This window comes from Vibrio sp. 10N.247.310.98 (genome assembly GCF_041467395.1).
In the GTDB taxonomy this organism is placed as follows: domain Bacteria; phylum Pseudomonadota; class Gammaproteobacteria; order Enterobacterales; family Vibrionaceae; genus Vibrio; species Vibrio crassostreae_C.
The window spans coordinates 23,700-42,898 of the sequence record NZ_JBFSUL010000044.1 but is presented as its reverse complement, the minus strand read 5'-3'; the positions used below and the strand labels follow the sequence as shown (position 1 = coordinate 42,898).

The 19,199-nt window shown below is 45.4% G+C and carries 17 protein-coding genes; 3 read left to right on the top strand and 14 right to left on the bottom strand.

Going from position 1 to position 19,199, the window contains the following annotated elements; genetic code table 11:
- Window positions 1-55: 55 nt before the first annotated feature.
- Entirely contained in the window at window positions 56-838 is a 783-nt protein-coding gene (locus AB6E78_RS16355; RefSeq protein ID WP_372133952.1) for a class I SAM-dependent methyltransferase, read from the bottom strand.
- Between the two features lie 53 nt (window positions 839-891).
- Here AB6E78_RS16355 and gloB point away from each other — a divergent pair, with 53 nt between their 5' ends.
- The 3 genes from gloB (at window position 892) to AB6E78_RS16340 (ending at window position 3,978) form a co-directional block, all read left to right on the top strand.
- Complete coding sequence (gene gloB / locus AB6E78_RS16350) at window positions 892-1,650, top strand: hydroxyacylglutathione hydrolase (RefSeq protein ID WP_017060725.1); 759 nt, start codon at window positions 892-894, stop codon at window positions 1,648-1,650.
- Between the two features lie 70 nt (window positions 1,651-1,720).
- Window positions 1,721-3,295, top strand: a complete 1,575-nt coding sequence (locus tag AB6E78_RS16345; protein WP_372112400.1) for a LysM peptidoglycan-binding domain-containing protein — start codon at window positions 1,721-1,723, stop codon at window positions 3,293-3,295.
- Window positions 3,292-3,978 (top strand): YIP1 family protein, encoded by a 687-nt coding sequence (locus tag AB6E78_RS16340; RefSeq protein ID WP_017060727.1) that lies wholly within the window; start codon window positions 3,292-3,294, stop codon window positions 3,976-3,978. Before AB6E78_RS16345 ends, AB6E78_RS16340 begins: the two co-directional genes overlap by 4 nt.
- A gap of 106 nt (window positions 3,979-4,084) precedes the next feature.
- Here AB6E78_RS16340 and AB6E78_RS16335 read toward each other — a convergent pair whose 3' ends face one another.
- The 13 genes from AB6E78_RS16335 to bamA form a co-directional block, all read right to left on the bottom strand.
- On the bottom strand, window positions 4,085-4,927 hold the full coding sequence (locus AB6E78_RS16335) for an endonuclease/exonuclease/phosphatase family protein (RefSeq protein ID WP_372083578.1): 843 nt from the start codon (window positions 4,925-4,927) through the stop codon (window positions 4,085-4,087).
- A 61-nt stretch (window positions 4,928-4,988) separates the two neighbouring features.
- On the bottom strand, window positions 4,989-5,327 hold the full coding sequence (gene glnB / locus AB6E78_RS16330; protein ID WP_017063373.1) for a nitrogen regulatory protein P-II: 339 nt from the start codon (window positions 5,325-5,327) through the stop codon (window positions 4,989-4,991).
- 130 nt (window positions 5,328-5,457) lie between these two features.
- Window positions 5,458-5,781 carry a cytochrome c gene (locus AB6E78_RS16325; RefSeq protein WP_170791809.1) on the bottom strand — a complete coding sequence of 108 codons (324 nt, stop codon included), beginning with the start codon at window positions 5,779-5,781 and terminating at the stop codon, window positions 5,458-5,460.
- A gap of 46 nt (window positions 5,782-5,827) precedes the next feature.
- Window positions 5,828-7,162, bottom strand: a complete 1,335-nt coding sequence (gene tilS / locus AB6E78_RS16320) for a tRNA lysidine(34) synthetase TilS (RefSeq protein WP_372098325.1) — start codon at window positions 7,160-7,162, stop codon at window positions 5,828-5,830.
- A 124-nt stretch (window positions 7,163-7,286) separates the two neighbouring features.
- The gene (gene accA / locus AB6E78_RS16315) at window positions 7,287-8,246 is read right to left on the bottom strand and encodes an acetyl-CoA carboxylase carboxyl transferase subunit alpha (RefSeq protein ID WP_017060731.1); all 960 of its coding nucleotides are present in this window, start codon (window positions 8,244-8,246) and stop codon (window positions 7,287-7,289) included.
- Between the two features lie 45 nt (window positions 8,247-8,291).
- Window positions 8,292-11,771: a DNA polymerase III subunit alpha gene (gene dnaE, locus AB6E78_RS16310; protein ID WP_137001220.1), complete on the bottom strand. Its 3,480-nt coding sequence runs from the start codon at window positions 11,769-11,771 to the stop codon at window positions 8,292-8,294.
- Window positions 11,772-11,884: 113 nt separating this feature from the next.
- Window positions 11,885-12,505: a ribonuclease HII gene (gene rnhB / locus AB6E78_RS16305; RefSeq protein ID WP_372133951.1), complete on the bottom strand. Its 621-nt coding sequence runs from the start codon at window positions 12,503-12,505 to the stop codon at window positions 11,885-11,887.
- A 33-nt stretch (window positions 12,506-12,538) separates the two neighbouring features.
- Window positions 12,539-13,735, bottom strand: coding sequence for a lipid-A-disaccharide synthase (gene lpxB / locus AB6E78_RS16300; protein ID WP_372133950.1), 1,197 nt, complete (start codon window positions 13,733-13,735; stop codon window positions 12,539-12,541).
- Between the two features lie 129 nt (window positions 13,736-13,864).
- Window positions 13,865-14,653: an acyl-ACP--UDP-N-acetylglucosamine O-acyltransferase gene (lpxA, locus tag AB6E78_RS16295; protein ID WP_017069381.1), complete on the bottom strand. Its 789-nt coding sequence runs from the start codon at window positions 14,651-14,653 to the stop codon at window positions 13,865-13,867.
- 1 nt (window position 14,654) lies between these two features.
- Window positions 14,655-15,107 carry a 3-hydroxyacyl-ACP dehydratase FabZ gene (gene fabZ / locus AB6E78_RS16290; protein ID WP_048661224.1) on the bottom strand — a complete coding sequence of 151 codons (453 nt, stop codon included), beginning with the start codon at window positions 15,105-15,107 and terminating at the stop codon, window positions 14,655-14,657.
- A gap of 93 nt (window positions 15,108-15,200) precedes the next feature.
- Window positions 15,201-16,232, bottom strand: coding sequence for a UDP-3-O-(3-hydroxymyristoyl)glucosamine N-acyltransferase (gene lpxD, locus AB6E78_RS16285; protein ID WP_171732507.1), 1,032 nt, complete (start codon window positions 16,230-16,232; stop codon window positions 15,201-15,203).
- Window positions 16,233-16,237: 5 nt separating this feature from the next.
- Window positions 16,238-16,738 carry an OmpH family outer membrane protein gene (locus AB6E78_RS16280; protein ID WP_017056311.1) on the bottom strand — a complete coding sequence of 167 codons (501 nt, stop codon included), beginning with the start codon at window positions 16,736-16,738 and terminating at the stop codon, window positions 16,238-16,240.
- A 27-nt stretch (window positions 16,739-16,765) separates the two neighbouring features.
- Window positions 16,766-19,171, bottom strand: a complete 2,406-nt coding sequence (gene bamA, locus AB6E78_RS16275; protein ID WP_017069384.1) for an outer membrane protein assembly factor BamA — start codon at window positions 19,169-19,171, stop codon at window positions 16,766-16,768.
- Window positions 19,172-19,199: the final 28 nt, after the last annotated feature.

The window sequence follows — 19,199 nt, the reverse complement described above, 5'->3', positions numbered from 1 at the left end:
TTTGGACATAAAAAGACCCCCAATAATTGGTGTCCAACTATTGGGGGTCAGTTCACTAATCGGCTTTTTGTGTTTTTAGCGGATATGACGCTTTGGCTGAATCCATTGTACGGCGCGTATTGGTTCTAAAACTTGCCCCAACAGGCGAGAAACGTCGCTTAAGGTGCCAATGTGGTTTGATGGGTTTTAGCGGGTAAGTACGCTTACGAGCAACAATAAAGTATTGGCTTCCGGCGAAGGATGCACAACCACCTAAGCTGTTCTCCAACCACGTCCACATCGCTTGATACTTACTCATCGGAAACAGCGCGTAGGTGTCACAATGAATTACTTCATAGTTAAGTACACCTAACCAGTCTTTAATTCGACTTGGCGTGTACATACGCCCACTCCAAGGCAAGCTGTTCTTTCGCCAAGGCATCAAACTGGCAAGCCCAGTGACACTGATTGGGTTGAAGCCCGTGATAATGATATAGCCATCGTCCATCATCACTCGATCGACTTCTCTCAATAAGCGATGCGGGTCATTGCTATAATCTAGCTGATGACTCAGTACTACAACATCAAAGCTTTTCTCCAAAAAGGGTAAATTATAGCCATCCGCTATCACATTATGTAATGGGTTCTGGATATCTAGGTTTACTTGATGTTGAATGTTGCATGTGCAGCTAGAAATCTCACTACTGAGGCCACCGAGCTTGAGCATATGGTAACCAAATAGCTTTGGGCACCACTCATCGAGTCGAGTTTGAATAGATTCTCTCAACCAGTCCCCATTGTGCAATTGCGCCCAAGTGTAAGGACGTTCAAACTTCTTTCTGCTACGTGCTGGCTTCATCAATAATCTGTCTCACTTATTCTGTCGCACTAATAGTGACTGGAGAACCAATAATGTTACATATCAAAAGCATACCTGCATTTAACGACAATTACATCTGGCTGATTCAAAATAGCGATCGCCGTTGTGCTGTCGTCGACCCTGGTGATGCGGCTCCAGTATTAGAGTACTTGGCACACCATGAGCTAACTTTAGATGCAATCTTGATTACACACCACCACCACGATCACATTGGTGGTGTTCCAGAACTCGTTAGACAATTTCCCGGCGTGGATGTTGTCGGTCCAAGGAATGAACCTATCCCTACCTTAACTCATCCGGTCGATGATGGTGATCAATTAGAACTGTTTGGCGAAGTATTCCTCGTCCTAGGGCTCAGTGGCCATACTGCGGGTCATATTGGTTATGTGGGCGATGCCAAACTGTTTTGTGGTGATGTGTTGTTCTCTGCGGGCTGTGGCCGAATCATGGAAGGCACACCACAACAGATGTTCGATGCACTGAATAAGATCACGGCTCTGCCTCAAGAAACCGAAGTTTATTGTGCACATGAGTACACTGCAGCCAATATCGCTTTCGCATTAGCCGTAGAGCCTGATAACCAACATTTGCAGCAATATCGCGACCAAGTGAACCGACTTCGCGCTCAAAATAAGTCGACCATCCCCACAAATTTGAGACAAGAGAAGTTTGTGAACCCCTTCCTGCGCTATACCGAGCCAAGTGTAGTGAAATCAGTGTCTAATCGCACCGAGCAGACCGATCCTTTATCGGTATTCACCGCTTTACGTGCGTGGAAGAACGAATTTTAACAAATACAGACTTGTCACTCATAGGGGGTGGCAAGTATTATCATCGGCCGTTAATTAAAAAGGCTGTAACATGCGAGTTAAGTACAGCTGGGCTTTGGTATTACTACTTTCTGGTTGCCAATTAACTCAGTCAGAGAATCCAGACCAAGCTTCCGAGCAAACCAACACATCTCCTACTAAAGAAGTTTCTCAAGCGAACGTTTCATCAGAAGCAACAGCCAAAGAAGATCAAAAAGTTGAAGCACCTGTCGTTACTCCACAAACACAAGAAGATGTTTGGAAACGCATTGCGATGCAACTTGAAATGGAAGTGCCAGACCAAAAGAAGGTCGACTACTACCGAACTTGGTATCTCAAGCACCCGAGTCATCTAAAAACAGTATCAAAGCGTGCTGAACCTTTCTTGTATCTGATCACGACTAAGATTGAAGAAAAAGGCTTACCACTAGAATTGGCACTACTACCCGTTGTAGAAAGCTCTTTCGATGCGTTTGCCTACTCTCATGGCAGTGCTGCTGGTCTATGGCAATTCATTTCAGGCACTGGCAAAGACTACGGGCTTGAACAGAACTTTTGGTATGACGGCCGCCGCGATGTTGCCGCCTCTACCGACGCCGCATTGGACTTCCTCTCAGATCTTAACCGACGTTTCGATGGCGACTGGAATCATGCGATTGCTGCCTATAACAGTGGTGGTGGTCGAGTAAACAGCGCAATCCGCAAGAACAAGAAGCTTGGCAAGCCAATCGACTTTTTCTCTTTGGACTTACCAAAAGAGACCAGCAGCTATGTACCTAAACTGCTTGCTCTAGCAGATGTCATTGCCAACCAAGAAAAGTATGGCATCGATATTCCGGCGATCCCGAATAAGCCAGTGCTGACTCTGGTTAACCCTGAAGAACAGCTTGATTTAGCCATTGCTGCGAACTACGCAGGCATTCCTGTCAAAGAACTTCAAGGTTACAACCCGGCTTACAACCAATGGGCAACGGCACCAGAGAAACACCAACAACTATTACTTCCTTTAGATTCAGTTGAGAAATTCAACAAAGAAGTCGCTGCCAATAAAGGCAAAGGCATGAAGTTGGTGCGTTACAAGGTTCAATCTGGTGACAGCATTAGCGTACTGGCAGGCAAATATAACACCACCAGCAAAGTGATCCGCTCTGCGAACGGTTTGAGCAACAACAATATTCGTATTGGCCAGCACTTACTTATCCCAACATCCACCAAAGACGACAAGACATACGCCCTAAGCGCTTCAAATCGCCTAGCAAGCACACAGTCAAAGAGTCGTGGTCAATATAAGCTTAGCCATACTGTAAGAAGTGGGGACAGCCTATGGACGATTGCACGCGCAAATAAGGTCTCTCATCAATCACTGGCTAAGTGGAATGGCATGGGACCACGCGACACGCTTAGAGTTGGTCAAGAACTGGTCATTTGGAAAAATGGCTCAGACGGCGCCATCATCCGTACGATCTTTTATAACGTAAGATCAGGTGACACAGTCAGCGGTATTGCATCAAAGTTCAAAGTAAAAAGTACAGATGTTGTAAAATGGAACACTTTGCAGAACAAAAAATACCTACAGCCAGGACAAAAACTGAAGCTGTATGTTGATGTAACTAAGGTAAGTGTATGAACCCGTCAAGTAACCCACTCGTCATGCTGTTGGATATATTCCGTTCACCAACAGCTTGTTTCTTAGCGCTTTATCAACGAAGTGCTTGGGGATGGCAACCCTACGTCGTATTAATGCTCAGCCCATTTTTGTTTTGGGGTGCTTATTTTTCGAATGTAGATTTTGCCTGGTTAAGTGCAGAGCTATCGCAGCAACTGGCTCAAACGAACCCTGACCAATTGGCGTTACTTGACAGCAATACCTTACTCGCAAGTGAAATCATCAGCGACGTATTTGGCCGAACATTAACCATCGTTCTATTGGCATTCTGGTTTAACCTAGCAACCAAGCCAAGCCAACATCAGCACAGCTTTTGGCGATGGTTTGCAGCGGCATCTGTTGTTATATTCCCAGCTGTTTTAGGTGATGTAGCAAGCTACGCAAGCCTGATACTCAAGCATGGACATGTGATGAACTACGCTGCCGACTTGAACAGCTTAAATGGCTTGATCAAGTTACCGTTAACCAATGATTGGTCGCAGTTTGCTAGCTCATTACCACTGCTTCTGCCATGGTACATCGTGCTAGGTTATGCTGCGGTATTAACGTGGACTGAGTTTGAACGCGGGCAAGCGCTTGTGATTTCAGGCTTACCATGGGTTGGCTACTACCTAATCTGGGCGCTCTACATTTTAATCTTTTAAGTTGAAGAGATAAGGCTAGCGAAAACTCTCTAGCCTAATGTTCCGTTAGATTTCCCAAGGTAACCACCGTGCGAATGGTTAAGTTCCAATGACTAATAGCTAATCACTATTTAGCCTTAAAGGTCACTCGCATAGGGTTATGATCAGAAGCGTCCGTAATGGGCGCTTTTGCTTTTTCTACCAATAGCCCTCGATAAAACACGTGGTCGAGCACCAGTCCTGTAATGAACTGAGTTCTGTTATCTGGCTCAAAGGCAACTTCCGTCAAACCAACCTTCTCCAACGCATCTTTCAATACAGCAAAGCGAGCTTCACTCCAGCTATTAAAGTCCCCAGCAAAAATAACCGGCCCACGATACTTTTGCAGATTGTCAGTTAAGCTCCTGAGCTGAGCCTCGTAATCTTCCGTACCAAAGGTAAAGTTCACAGCGTGGATATTAATCACAGCCAGCTCTTCGCCATTGCTTAGTTGGTAACGCGACCAAAGCGCAGATTTAGGTAGTTGAAGCCAAGGTTCTTCATGAGTATAAGCACACGCTTCAATCGGCAAATGAGTTGCTAGGTTGAGTACCCCAGCACTTTGCTCAAAGGCCTCAAACGCATTAACACGTGTGCTTCCCCACTGGCCGCTCGTTACCCATTGGCGAAGTCCTTCTGTCATACTCGCTTCTTGCAGCAAGACTAAATCGCTACCTGCCGACAGCTTATTTAACTCACTCTGCCAATTATTTCGGTTTTGCTTGTAGATATTCCACACCGTAATGTCTAAGCCATCAGACACATCAATCGCTTTCGGTGCAGAGTTTTGGTAGCAACTGTAGATGTCGTTACTGGTACTTTGAGAGGAAGTGATTAGATTGGGTTTATTCGGGATCACGAAGATAAAATGAAAACTAACGACAGCAAGCGTTATCAATAACGTGATAACAATGATGGTTTTCTTAAACATACAACACCCTACCAGAAATGAAAAAGGAGCGATAAACGCTCCTTTTAGGGTAATAGTTTTTTTATACGGCGTCTTCGTCTTCTTCGCCAGTACGAATACGTACCACACGTTCAACTTCAGTAATGAAGATCTTACCGTCACCAATTTTACCTGTTTGAGCCGTCTCGATGATGGTATCAACACATTGGTCAGCCACTTCGTCGGTCACAACGATTTCTAGTTTCACTTTAGGTAAAAAGTCGACCATGTACTCTGCGCCGCGGTATAGCTCAGTATGACCTTTTTGACGTCCAAAGCCTTTAACTTCAGATACTGTCATCCCCGTAATACCCACTTCTGCAAGTGCTTCACGTACATCATCAAGTTTGAATGGCTTGATAATGGCTTCAATCTTTTTCATGTTCATCCCTTAAACTGTGCGAATGGCTCATTATCGGTTAGCTATAGTAAACATTCAATGAAAAAAGCCAGAGCTTTAAAGCTCTGGCTCGAAATTTATCATCTTGTTTAATCAGCGCTTTGAGAAGGTTTTACTTAAGGCTTGCGTAGTAAGCGGCTAGATTCGCGATGTCTTCATCACTCAGCATTGAAGCTTGAGCCTGCATTACAGCGGCCAAACCGCCGGTGCGCTGGCCATTCTTATAGGCCTTAATTGATGAAGCGATGTATTGCTCGTTTTGACCTTTAAGGTTTGGATAGCCAGGGATCACTGCGATACCGTCTGCACCATGACATGCCGCACAGATTGCTGCTTTAGCTTGACCCGCAGCAACATCAGCCGCCAGAGCGTTACCACTCAATAGTCCAAATCCAAGAACTAATCCTAGTGTAATTTTCTTCATTGCATATTCCATTAATTATTTTTATTAAAGTGACGGTGAATTGTGACATAAACTTTTTCTACTTGCTCCAAAGCGCTTCACAATCTTGACCTTCGTAGTTTTTATCTACGAATAAGCCTAAAACAGCGATCACTCGATCGCCATCCATTAATATCGGCGTTCTGCGTCTTAACCAACTGGGTACTTGGTACTCTTGAAACAACTTCTTAAGCTTCCTGCTATGACCGCGCCCAACAGGGTGTGCTGACAATCCCTCAGGGTTAAATATCACTCGCAGTGTTCCTCTCGTTGTGTTGAGACTAAAATGTTGCGCATCACAGTGGTTAGATACACCATCACTCGCCGCTGAAGTTAAGTGTAGTTCCCCTAAACCGTCAGGCAAAACTAAGCTCTCTTCCATCGAGATATCACTTTGCCAGTTCGACAAGTCTTTGGTCTCTTTGACGACATAGAGCTGATGATTAAAACGTCTAACCTCAACCTCATTCAACACCAGCTTAGGGTTGGCGTCTGCCTGAGCACATGCCACCTCATCCCATATAAGTTTGAGCTGCTTTTGGCTCGGCATCGGTTGATTACAGCGGCTCAGCCACATTCTTAATAAGCGTGCACGCAGTAAATCAGAGTGCTGAGATAATACCTCAATACTTAAGCTGTGCTTCTCAGTCAAAGCTTGTTGTAAGTGAGATTCTAACAACTCATCCAACAGTAACTCTTGCTCTGCACATAGCTGAGCACTACGACTGACCGATTCTCGAAAACTAGGCCAACGCTCGGTCAGTGTCGGAGTGACTTGATGACGAATAAAATTACGGTCAAAGCGAACGTCTTGATTACTCTCATCTTCTATCCAAGTTAAAGCCATATCGCGCGCCGCCCCTTCAATATCCGTTCTCGTCACCGACAGCAGTGGGCGAACGATATGAGCACCTGAAAATGGCATCACTTTCGCCATTGAAGAGAGCCCTTTCGGACCACTGCCACGCTTAAGAGCTAACAAGAAGGTCTCGACTTGGTCATCGATGTGCTGGCCTGTCACTAACACATCACCTTGTCTAATATGCTTTTTAAGGGCTTGGTATCGCGCGTCTCGAGCCAGCTTTTCAACGCTTTCTCCACGGCTAATATCTAGCGAGACTCGTTCAATGAACAAGGATACCGACACAGCATCACACCATGTTTTGCACTGCTCTGCCCAATAATCAGCATTGTTGCTTAAGCCGTGGTGAACATGTACCGCACAGCAATCGATGTGATGGGACTTAGCGAATTGGGCAGCCAACTCCAACAACACTCGTGAATCGACACCACCACTGAAAGCGACGATCAACCGACAAGGCTTAAGCGCGCTTTGATCAAGTACAGATGTGAAGGTATCAATTAAGTGTGTCATGAGGCTAATAAACCAAGAGATCGTGTGTTAAGGGATAATGTTTTAATAATAAAAAAGGGTTGGCACTGAGTCCAACCCTTTCATCATTTGTTCGTATAGCTAGCCTTATCGCTAAGGCAAGTTATCAGCAGTAGCCGTAGCTCATTAGACGCTGGTAACGACGCTCAAGCAGCGTTTCGTTATCAAACTGCTCTAGCTCTTCTAGCTGTTTAACTAACATGTCTTTCATGTTTTGAGCGGTTTGTGCAGGGTCGCGGTGCGCGCCACCTAGAGGCTCAGGAATGATTTCGTCGATAAGCTCAAGCTCTTTAAGACGAGGAGCAATCAGGCCCATCGCTTCAGCTGCTTGTGGTGCTTTATCTGAATCGCGCCATAAGATTGAAGCACAACCTTCTGGAGAGATTACTGAGTACGTAGAGTACTGAAGCATGTTCACGTAGTCACCAACACCAATCGCTAGTGCGCCACCAGAACCGCCTTCACCCACAACGTTACAGATAACAGGAACTGAAAGGCCAGCCATCACTTTTAGGTTTTTAGCGATAGCTTCAGATTGACCACGCTCTTCAGCACCAACACCTGGGTATGCGCCCGCTGTGTCGATGAAAGTAATAATAGGCATGTTGAAACGCTCAGCAGTTTCCATTAGACGTAGCGCCTTACGGTAACCTTCTGGCTTTGGCATACCAAAGTTACGGATCACTTTCTCTTTAGTCTCACGACCTTTCTGGTGACCAATAACCATAACAGGACGGCCATTTAGACGAGCCATACCACCCACAATAGCTTTGTCGTCAGCGTAAGCGCGATCGCCCGCCATCTCTTCAAACTCTGTGAATGCATGCTCCAGGTAATCTTTGGTGTAAGGACGTTGAGGGTGACGAGCAAGTTGAGCTACCTGCCATGCACCTAAGTCACTAAAGATTTTCTGTTTAAGCTCTAAGCTTTTTTTCTCTAGTTGTTCGATTTCTTTGTCTAGATCTACCGCTGTGTCACCACCGTGACGCGAAACGTCACGTAGCGCTTCGATTTTTGCTTCAAGTTCAGCGATAGGCTTTTCAAATTCTAGAAAGTTCAGGCTCATCTATGAATCCTTGTTGATTCAGCTCCGCATTCGCGAAGCTAAATTTTAGTTAAATTCGAGTTCTACTTGGCTATTTCCAAGCAGCTGTTTTAATTCGTCTAGTAATGTATCACTTGGCGTCACACGCCATTCTGTGCCCAATGTTAACCGCGCTCTAGCGTCGGCACGCTGGTAGTATACATTGACTGGGACCGTTCCGGCTCTATAAGGTTCTAAGATTTGACTAAAGCGTTCAAAAAATTGACCGTTAATTTGGGATTGGTCGATAGATATCGACACCCCACGAGCATATTTCTCACGGGCGCTTCCTAAGTCCATGACCTCGCGCGCGGACATTTTAAGCCCGCCATTGAAATCATCAAAGCTGACCTGTCCGGAAACGACCACAATTTTGTCTTTTTCGAGCAATTCTGCGTAGCGATCGAGCGCATCCGAGAACAACATCACTTCCATTCGGCCCGAACGGTCATCAAGTGTCATCAAACCAATTCGCGTGCCGCGCTTCGTCGTCATCACTCTCGCAGCAATCACCAAGCCTGCAATTGTTAGTGATTGGTCACGACGCGTTGGCGTGGCATCTTTCAAACGACAGCTAGTGTATTTCGCTAACTCTTTGATGTAAGCGTTAACCGGGTGACCAGTTAAATACAAACCAAGCGTTTCACGTTCACCCTCAAGCCAAATCTTCTCAGGCCATTTAGGCACTTGGGTATACTTGTGTTCAACCTCTTCCGGAGCGTCGGTCAACACGCCAAACATATCAGATTGACCAAAAGACTCGGCATGGTGATGTTGACTCGCTGCCTTCACCGCATCTTTCAAAGATGCCATCATCGCCGCTCGGTGAGGACCTAATCTATCTAAGGCTCCGGATAGAATCAACTTTTCGATAACACGTTTATTAACCTTCTTCAGATCAAGACGTGCACAGAAGTCGAATAAGTCTTTAAAGTAACCACCTTTATTTCGCGCTTCAATAATCGCTTCAATAGGGCCTTCACCGACCCCTTTGATCGCACCGATGCCATAAACAATCGCGCCATCTTCATCCACGTTAAAGCGGTATAGACCCGAGTTGATATCTGGTGGTAAAAGCTTGAGCTTCATACGGAAACATTCATCAACAAGGCCAATAACCTTCTCGGTGTTATCCATATCTGCCGTCATTACCGCAGCCATAAATTCCGCTGGGTAGTGCGTTTTCAGCCATAGCGTTTGATAAGAAACCAGTGCATATGCTGCGGAGTGAGATTTGTTAAAGCCGTAGCCCGCAAATTTCTCTACCAAGTCAAAGATCTTCATGGCCAGCTCGCCATCAACACCATTGGCTTCAGCACCCTCTTTAAAGGTACCACGCTGCTTTGCCATCTCTTCTGGCTTTTTCTTACCCATCGCACGACGCAACATATCCGCTCCACCAAGCGTATAGCCAGCAAGGATCTGTGCGATTTGCATTACCTGCTCTTGATACAGGATGATGCCGTACGTAGGTTCTAGCGTCTCTTTCAGCGATTCGTGTTGCCACGTTTCATCAGGGTAAGAAACCGCTTCACGGCCGTGTTTACGGTCGATAAAGTTATCTACCATGCCTGATTGCAGAGGACCCGGACGGAACAGGGCTACCAATGCGATAATATCTTCAAAACAGTCGGGCTGTAGACGTTTGATAAGGTCTTTCATACCACGCGATTCCAGCTGGAATACCGCGGTGGTTTCAGAATTTTGTAATAGGTTAAATGACGCTTGGTCATCAAGAGGAATCGACTCGATACGAACCGGTTCTTTCCCCTCTTTCTTCAAACGTGGATTCACTAGGCCTAACGCCCAGTCGATGATGGTCAGGGTACGCAGCCCCAAGAAGTCGAACTTAACCAAGCCAGCCGTTTCAACGTCATTCTTATCGAACTGCGTTACTGGGAAGTTACCTTCTGCGTCGGCATAGATTGGCGCAAAATCGGTGATCGTGGTGGGTGAGATAACAACACCACCTGCGTGCTTACCGGCATTTCGCGTACAACCTTCAAGGATGCGACACTTATCAATCAGCTCACGAACTTCTTCATCGCCATCGTAAAGCTCTGGCAATGCAGGTTCAGCAAGGAATGCTTTCTCTAGCGTCATACCCGGGTCTGGCGGTACAAGCTTTGAAATTCGATCGACGAAACCAAACGGGTGGCCCAATACACGGCCTACATCGCGGATTACCGCTTTTGCCGCCATGGTACCAAAGGTGATGATCTGAGAAACGGCATCACGACCGTACATTTCAGCCACGTGATCAATAACTTGGTCACGCTTATCCATACAGAAGTCGATATCGAAATCGGGCATGGATACACGTTCTGGGTTCAAGAAACGTTCGAAAAGTAGATCGTATTCAAGTGGATCGAGATCGGTGATATCCAAGGCGTAAGCTACTAGAGAGCCGGCACCAGAACCACGGCCAGGACCTACTGGCACATCGTTGTCTTTTGACCACTGGATGAACTCCATTACGATCAAGAAGTAACCTGGGAAACCCATGTTGTTAACAACTTCGAGCTCAATCTTGAGTCGCTCATCGTATTCCGGTCTGCGCTCAGCACGCACTTTTTCATCTGGGAATAGGAACGCTAGACGTCGCTCAAGGCCTTCTTCAGATTTCTTGATCAAGAAGTCTTCAATCGCCAAACCTTCCGTTGGGAAGTTAGGCAGGAAGTACTCGCCCAGACGAACCGTTACATTACAACGCTTAGCAATCTCAACACTGTTCTCAAGTGCTTCAGGGATATCGGAGAACAACTCGCACATCTCTTCTTCGCTACGAAGATACTGTTGCGCGCTGTAATTTTTAGGACGACGAGGATCGACCATAGTGAAACCATCATGAATTGCCACGCGGATTTCATGGGCATCAAACAGGTCTTCAGTTAGGAATACTACTTCGTTGGTTGCAACAACAGGCAAGTCTTCCTGCTCAGCCAGTTCCAACGCAAAGTGCAGGTAAGACTCTTCATCCGGACGTCCGGTACGAATCAGCTCAAGGTAAAAACGATCAGGGAAGTATGTTTTGTAAAACTTGACATTGCTTGCAACCAGTTCACGGTTACCTTTCAGTAACGCTTTACCGATCTCACCTTCCTTCGCACCCGATAGAATGATCAGGCCTTCTGCATTCTCAATTAGCCACTCTTTATCAATAACAGGCTGATGCTGAACATGACCACGAAGGTAGGCTTTTGAGATGAGTAACGTTAGGTTGTTATAACCTTTATTGTCCGTTGCGATAACGGTGAGCTTGGTCAACTCGTCACCGAATTCCGGAGACTGCATCAAGAAGTCAGCACCAATAATAGGTTTAACCCCACACCCATGGGCAGTACCGTAAAACTTCACCAAACCACACAGGTTGGTAAAGTCGGTCAATGCTAGAGCAGGCATACCCATTTCAGCGACTTTTTTAACTAATGGTGGCACCTTGGATAGGCCATCCACCATCGAAAAGTCACTGTGTACGCGTAGGTGAACAAATTTTGGATCTGACATTATTTTTCCTGAGTTCTAGGTTTGAGCCTAGGATTACAACTGTGTGTATTCTATTTTTTTCTAATACAAGTTAGCAACTTTATTCGATGCTAAGCTCTAGTTAACGTAAAGCTCTAGTCTATGCCAAGAATACGTTTTACTGGCTTAAAGCTCTTTCGGTAATGCTCGGTTACACCATGTTTTTCAATCGCTTCGAAATGCGCTTTGGTCGGGTAACCTTTATGCTTAGCAAAACCAAACTCTGGATGCAGTTTGTCGAGTTCTTCCATCTCTTGGTCGCGAACCACTTTAGCGATAATAGACGCCGCACTGATCTCTGCTACTCGTAAATCGCCCTTTACAATAGCCAGACCGTCCATTGGAAGTTGAGGAACACGGTTACCATCGATCAGTGCCATGTCAGGCTGAACGCTCAACCCAGCGATAGCGCGCTGCATGGCGACCATGGTTGCCTGCAGGATGTTCAACTCATCAATTTCTTGTGGTGAACAACGACCAACCGACCACGCCAATGCTTTCTCTTTAATTTCAGGAAGCAGAGCAAGGCGCTTTTTCTCAGACAGTTTTTTTGAATCGTTTAAGCCATCGATTGGGTTGTTTGGATCGAGGATAACCGCAGCAGTCACCACGTCGCCAACCAAAGGGCCACGTCCTACTTCATCCACGCCAGCAAACAGCTGGTAGCCTTGCGGGTATTCAAATGGAGGAAGCTCTTTTTTCTCTTTTACTGCCATAACTAATCTCTTAATATTCTGTAAGTAAGCGCTTTATGCTTCAACAAAAGGTCGGTCAATCAATTTCAATACTGCGTTAGCGGCTTGTTTGTCTGCGTCTTTACGGATCCAGTGATGCATCTCGGTAAAGCGTTCGATCAAGGCACTGTTATCGGCTGATAGCATTTTATCGACAGACGGGAACAAAAAGTCTGGGTGGCACTCTTCAAGAATATGCTCTTTCACGATCTCTTCACCAGCCAAAATATTCGGCAGTGACACAAACTCAGTGATCGCCAATTTCTTAACAATGTAACCCGTCAGCTTATTTACTTTGTAACCAACCACCATAGGGCGTTTAAGCAACATACATTCAAGAGCCACGGTACCTGAAGCCAAGAGCACAGAATCAGCGGCGGTAATCACGTTGGTTGCCGTATCTTCGACTAACGTGAATTCAAGCTCAGGTGCGGTCGATTGCCAGATTTCAGTAAACTGCTTTTTACGCTGTTCGTTAACGAGCGCAACAACAAAATTGATATCCGGATACTTCTGCTTGATACGTTGGCAAGTTTCGATAAATGGTTGAGCAATCAAACCTATCTCACCACCACGACTACCCGGCAATACAGCTAACCATTGCTTGTCTTGATCTAAGCCTAACAGCTCACGTGCATCTTGTTTGCTTGGTTCTAAAGGAATAGCATCAGCTAACGTGTGACCAACAAATTCACAGGCAACGTTGTATTTATCATAAAACGCTTTCTCAAATGGCAGGAAGGCCAAAACCAAGTCGGTTGCTTTGTCGATTTTAAAGATACGTTTAGGACGCCAAGCCCACACGGAAGGGCTCACGTAATGAACCGTTTTAATGCCGGCGTTCTTAAGATCGAGTTCAAGTCTTAGGTTGAAGTCAGGCGCATCGATACCCACAAACACATCTGGCGGGTTTTGAGTGAAATACTTTACCAGCTCTGCTTTCACTTTTAATAAGCGAGGTAAACGGCCAAGTACTTCAACTAAGCCCATGACAGCCAGCTCTTCCATCTCGAAAAGAGACTCACAACCAAGCGCCTTCATTTTTGGTCCGCCAATACCCACGAATTCAGCGTTCGGGTACTGCGATTTGATTGCTTTGATAAAACCTTCGCCAAGCGTGTCACCAGAGAGTTCTCCGACAACGATACCTACGCGCAGTGGTTCATTCGAAACAAAGTCCGTGCTGTTGGTTGCTGTTTCTTGCTGTGCCATAGTTTTCCAATTCCCTTCTTGCCTAAAACAAAAAAGATCGCCTAATGATTAGCGATCTTTTTGTTATACCAATCTGATTAAGTAATTATTGTCATACTTACGCGGATTGGTACATAACCACATCGAGTATTAACGAATAATACCGCGCTCAGAGTTCTCTAGCATTTCAAGCATAGGAACTACCGAAGTAAACTCTTTTGCCATTTCCACTAAAGCCGCTTTCGCTTCTTCAAGTGTTTTACCTGAACGGTATAGCTCTTTGTACGCTTTCTGTAGTGCACGAATTTCAGGTTTCTCAAATCCGTTACGCTTCAAGCCTACTAGGTTAAGGCCGAATGGAGCCGCGTGGTTACCCTGTGCAAGCACGTACGGCAGTACATCTTGAACAACTGCAGAACAGCCACCGATGTATGCGTAAGCACCAATTGAGCAGAATGGGTGAATCGCAGAAAGTGCCATAACACCAGCGTAGTCGCCAACCGTTACATGACCGCCAAGAATAGCGTTGTTACCAATGTGAGTGTGGTTACCAACAATAACATCGTGCGCTACGTGAGCATTAACACAAAGTAAGTTGTCATCACCAATCACTGTGGTTGCTTTGTCTTGAACCGTACCACGATGGATTTGAACCGCTTCACGAATTACGTTGCGATCACCGATCACAACTGTTGTGTCTTCGCCGCCGTATTTCTTATCTTGGTTTTCTTCACCGATAACAGCGTGTGGGAAGATACGGTTTTCTTTACCAATGGTTGTGTGACCTTTGATCACAACGTGCGACATCACTTCAGTGTCGTCTCCAATGGTCACGTTACCAGCAATGTAAGTGAAAGGCCCAACCGTCACGTTAGCACCGATAGTTACATCACCTTCGATTACTGCTGCCGGGTGAATTTTCGCTGTTTCATGAATCATATTAAAACTCTCTACGAGCACATTTAAGTTCAGCTGAACATACAACGTCGCCGTCAACCTTAGCAACACCATTAAACGATGCGATGCCACGACGTTCTTTTAAGAATTCAACTTCGATAACCAGTTGGTCACCAGGTACTACTGGCTTACGGAATTTTGCTTTATCAACACTTGCAAAGTAGTAAAGCTCGTTGCCAGAAGGCGCACCAAAAGATTTAAATGCTAGAAGGCCTGTTGCTTGTGCCATTGCTTCTAAGATCAACACGCCTGGGAATACAGGAAGTTGTGGGAAGTGGCCTGTGAACTGAGGTTCGTTAACAGAGACATTCTTAATCGCAGTCAGTGTTTTTTCTTTTTCAAAGCTAGTCACACGATCAACCATTAAGAATGGGTAGCGATGAGGTAATAGTTCCTGAATTTCAGTAATGTTCATCGTTGTCTGTTCAGTAGTCAAAGTCGTATTCCTATATATATTCTTTATTTAATTAGAAGGATTATAAACGAAAAAGACTCGCTGTACGCGAGCCTTTTATTAGAAATGCTGGAATTATGATTCCGCGCTCTTCTCGATAAGTTTTTCAACGGTTTTCAAACGCTTGTTCATTTCATCAATTCGATGAACACGCGTTGCTGTTTTACGCCAATCTTTATTTGGCTGTAAAGGAATACCTGAAGAGTACATGCCTTTCTCAGTGATGCTGCGCATTACCATCCCCATACCGGTGATTGTAACGCCATCAACGATTTCAATGTGACCATTAATCACACTGCCGCCACCAATAATACAGTACTTACCTATCGTCGTGCTGCCTGCGATGATAGTACCACCCGCAAGAGCAGAACCATATCCGATGTGAACATTGTGAGCAATTTGAAGTTGGTTATCTAAGATAACGTTATCTTCAATGATTGTGTCATCTAATGCACCACGGTCAATGGTAGTACACGCGCCGATTTCTACGCGGTTACCAATGCGAACAGAACCCACTTGCGGGATCTTAACCCACTCACCTTTCTCGTTCGCATAGCCAAAGCCATCAGAGCCAATAACAGTACTTGATTGGATCAGACATCCTTCACCAATCACAACTTCATGGTAAACACTTACGTTAGCCCACAGCTTAGTGCCTGCGCCAATTTTTGCATTTTTACCAATAAAGCAACCAGCACCGATGATCACATCATCACTAAGTACTACACCAGACTCAATCACAGCGTTCGCGCCAATAGACACATTTTGTCCAATGGTTGCTTCGCTAGAGATTGAAGCAGAATCAGCAATAGCCGCTGCGGGAGCAGGAGTAGTATCAAGCGCTTGAGCAACTTTAGCAAAAGCAACATAAGGGTCATTAACCACAATCACGTTAGTCTTGCACAGTTCACGCTCACTCTCTTTAACCATAATAGCGGACGCTTTACAGTCACCTAGGTGCTTGCTGTACTTCACGTTAGAAAGGAACGTAATGTTACCTTCTTGCGCTTTATCCATCGGAGCGACTGCTGAAACGGTAATTGTACCATCTCCGTGTAGCTCTCCCCCGGTAATCGTTGCCAATTCGGCTAAAGTCAGATTCTTCATAAAACTTATTTCAGTGCTTTAATTACTTTCTCAGAGATGTTGTATTCTGGCTTGCCGTATTGCAGAGCTTGAATATCAACGATCATGTCGTAGCCTTCTTTCTCTGCAACTTTCGTTACAGCATCTTGAATCACTTTGAATAGCTTCTGCTTCTCTTGTGCTTCACGACGTTGGCTTGCTTTTTCTAGTGCTTGAGCTTTGATTTTGTACTTGCTGTCTAGTTGGCCTACTTCGATACGTAGCTTCTCAACTTCGTCAGGACCTAGTAGCTCGCCATCACGCTTAAGCTTTTCAATCTTCGTTTTAGCTTCAGCTTGAATGCTCTGTAGCTCAGCTGCTTTGTCTTTGAACTCTTCCTGCATTTTTTGAAGAACAACTTCACGCTGAGGTAGAGCCTGGAATACTTGTGCAGTGTTTACATAACCCACTTTTTGCGCAGCTTCAGCAGCTGTTGCAAAGAAAGAAGAGCTAAGAACTACAAGGCCTAAACCTGCTGCTTTAATCATATTTTTCAAAATATTGTCCTTTAAATATTAGAAAGTTCTACCAATGGTGAATGTGAAGAATTCCTCATCATCACCTTCGTAAACTTTAATTGGTTTCGCTAGAGAGAAAACCAGTGGGCCCATCGGTGACATCCATTGAAGGGCTGCACCATAAGATGAACGGTAATTTGTTGGATCAGAGTAATCGTAGTAGTACTGGCCGCCACTGTTAGGTGCGCCACGGTCTACGAACTCGGTATCCCATACACTTGCCATATCGAAGAAGACACTGGTACGAATTTGGCTGCGCGCTTCATCAGAAGCAAACGGCGTTGGTACAATTAACTCTAAGCTTGCTAAGGCAACCGCGTTACCACCCACTGAATCATCAGTAGCGGTATCATAGGTTGGGTTATTACCTGTGCTGCTGCCGTAAACGGCTTTCGGGCCAGCTGAGTTAGAGCCAAAACCACGTAGGGTTGTAAAACCACCTGCGTAGTAGTTCTCGTAGAATGGGAACAAGTTATCGTTACCATCTGTTTGACCATAACCATTACCATAGCCTAATCGGCCGCGCATCAATAGTGTGAACTCATGCTTTTTGGTCAGCGGGATGTAATGTTTTACATCGTACTGCATTTTGAAGTACTGAGCATCAGAGCCTGGTACCGTCATTTTAGCGAAAGCACGTTGGTGGTTACCCTCAGTTGGGAAGAAACCACGGTTCAAATTGTTACGCGTCCATGAAATATTGATATCGAAGTCATCAGTTAAGATGTGCTCATCACCGTATTGGTCGATACTTCTCGCAAACTGTTCAACCTGGATATAAGTCGGTACGTTACCGATCTTGTTGTGCGTATAGCCAACACCGAACTCAATGCGGTTCAGCTCATCCATAGGGAAACCCCAGGTTAAGCTCGTACCATAACTTTGGTTGGTATAGTCGACGATGCCCGCTTCAGAGGCTTCAAATTCGTTGTAGAAGATCTTACCGCCTAAGCTCACACCATCCAGGTTCCAGTATGGGTCACGGTAGTCTAAGCTCACGTTTTTTTGGTAATCGTTCATCATGGCACTTACGCCAACACGGTTACCAGAGCCCGCAAAGTTGTCTTGTTGCAGGCCAACTTGGAAACTCACACCAGATTCAGTACCGTAGCCGACACCAAAGTTGATACTGCCTGAGTTCGCTTCCTTAACGTTGTAAACCAAATCAACTTGGTCTTCACTGCCAGGAACACGCACTGTTTGTACATCAACCGTTTCAAAGAAACCTAAACGGTTAAGACGGCTCTTACCGGTATCAATGGACTTAGAGTTAAGCCAGCTGCCTTCCATTTGACGCATTTCACGACGCAGTACTTCGTCTTTCGTTGAGTTGTTACCCGTGAATCGAATATCACGAACATAGATACGGCTGCCCGCTTCTACATTGATAACCAACGACACTTCTTTGGTCTCATCGTCAAATTCAGGAATCGTGCGAACTTGTGGGTACGCGTAGCCAGATTCACCAAGAATTCGTTTTACGTTCTCTTCCAAAGACGTTACCGAAGAACCGTTGTACGTATCGCCGTCTTCGAATGGCACTAACGCTTCGAAGTCAGCCTCACGACCGATTAATTCACCACGGAAAGAGACATCTTTAACGGTGTAGGCTTCGCCTTCATCGAGGCCAAGCGTGATGTAAACACCTTTTTTGTCTGGAGAGATCGCCACCTGCGTAGAGTCAACCTTAAACTTAAGGTAACCACGGTCAAGGTAGTAAGATTTCAGCGCTTCGATATCACCGGCTAATACTTGCTTTTGGTATTTTTCATCCGCAAGGAAATTCCACCATGCAACATCAACATTCAGATTGAAACGACTAAGCAGTTCAGAGTCAGAGAAGACTTCATTACCGATAAAGTTGATTTGCTGAATCTTAGCGGATACGCCCTCAGTAAACACAAACTTAAGGTCAGAACGGTTACGTGGCAGAGGTGTCACAACCGCTTTTACTGTCGCGTTGTACTTACCAACACTGTAGTAAAAATCTTCAAGGCCTTTTTCAATGTTACTCAGCGTAGTACGGTCAAGGGCTTCACCTTCACGAACACCAGACGCATCTAGGTTCTGCTGAAGCTGTTCTTCTTTAATCGCTTTATTACCAGAGAATGAGATGCTTGCGATGGTCGGTCGTTCTTGAACTTGAACAATCAATACACCTTCATCACGAAGTACTTTAACGTCCTCAAAGTTGCCCGAAGCATACAATGCACGAATGATCTCAGACACATCGCTTTCATCCACTTCATCGCCAATACGTACTGGCATTTTCAGTAGAGCTGCACCAAGTGCAACACGCTGTAAACCTTCGATCTTGATATCTTGAACTACAAAGTTTTGTGCTCCGTTCGCAGCCACACTAGTGGCCAATAGACTTGCGAACAGAATTTGCTTAATCGCCATACTTATTCTAATTATTCCTTGCTACTAC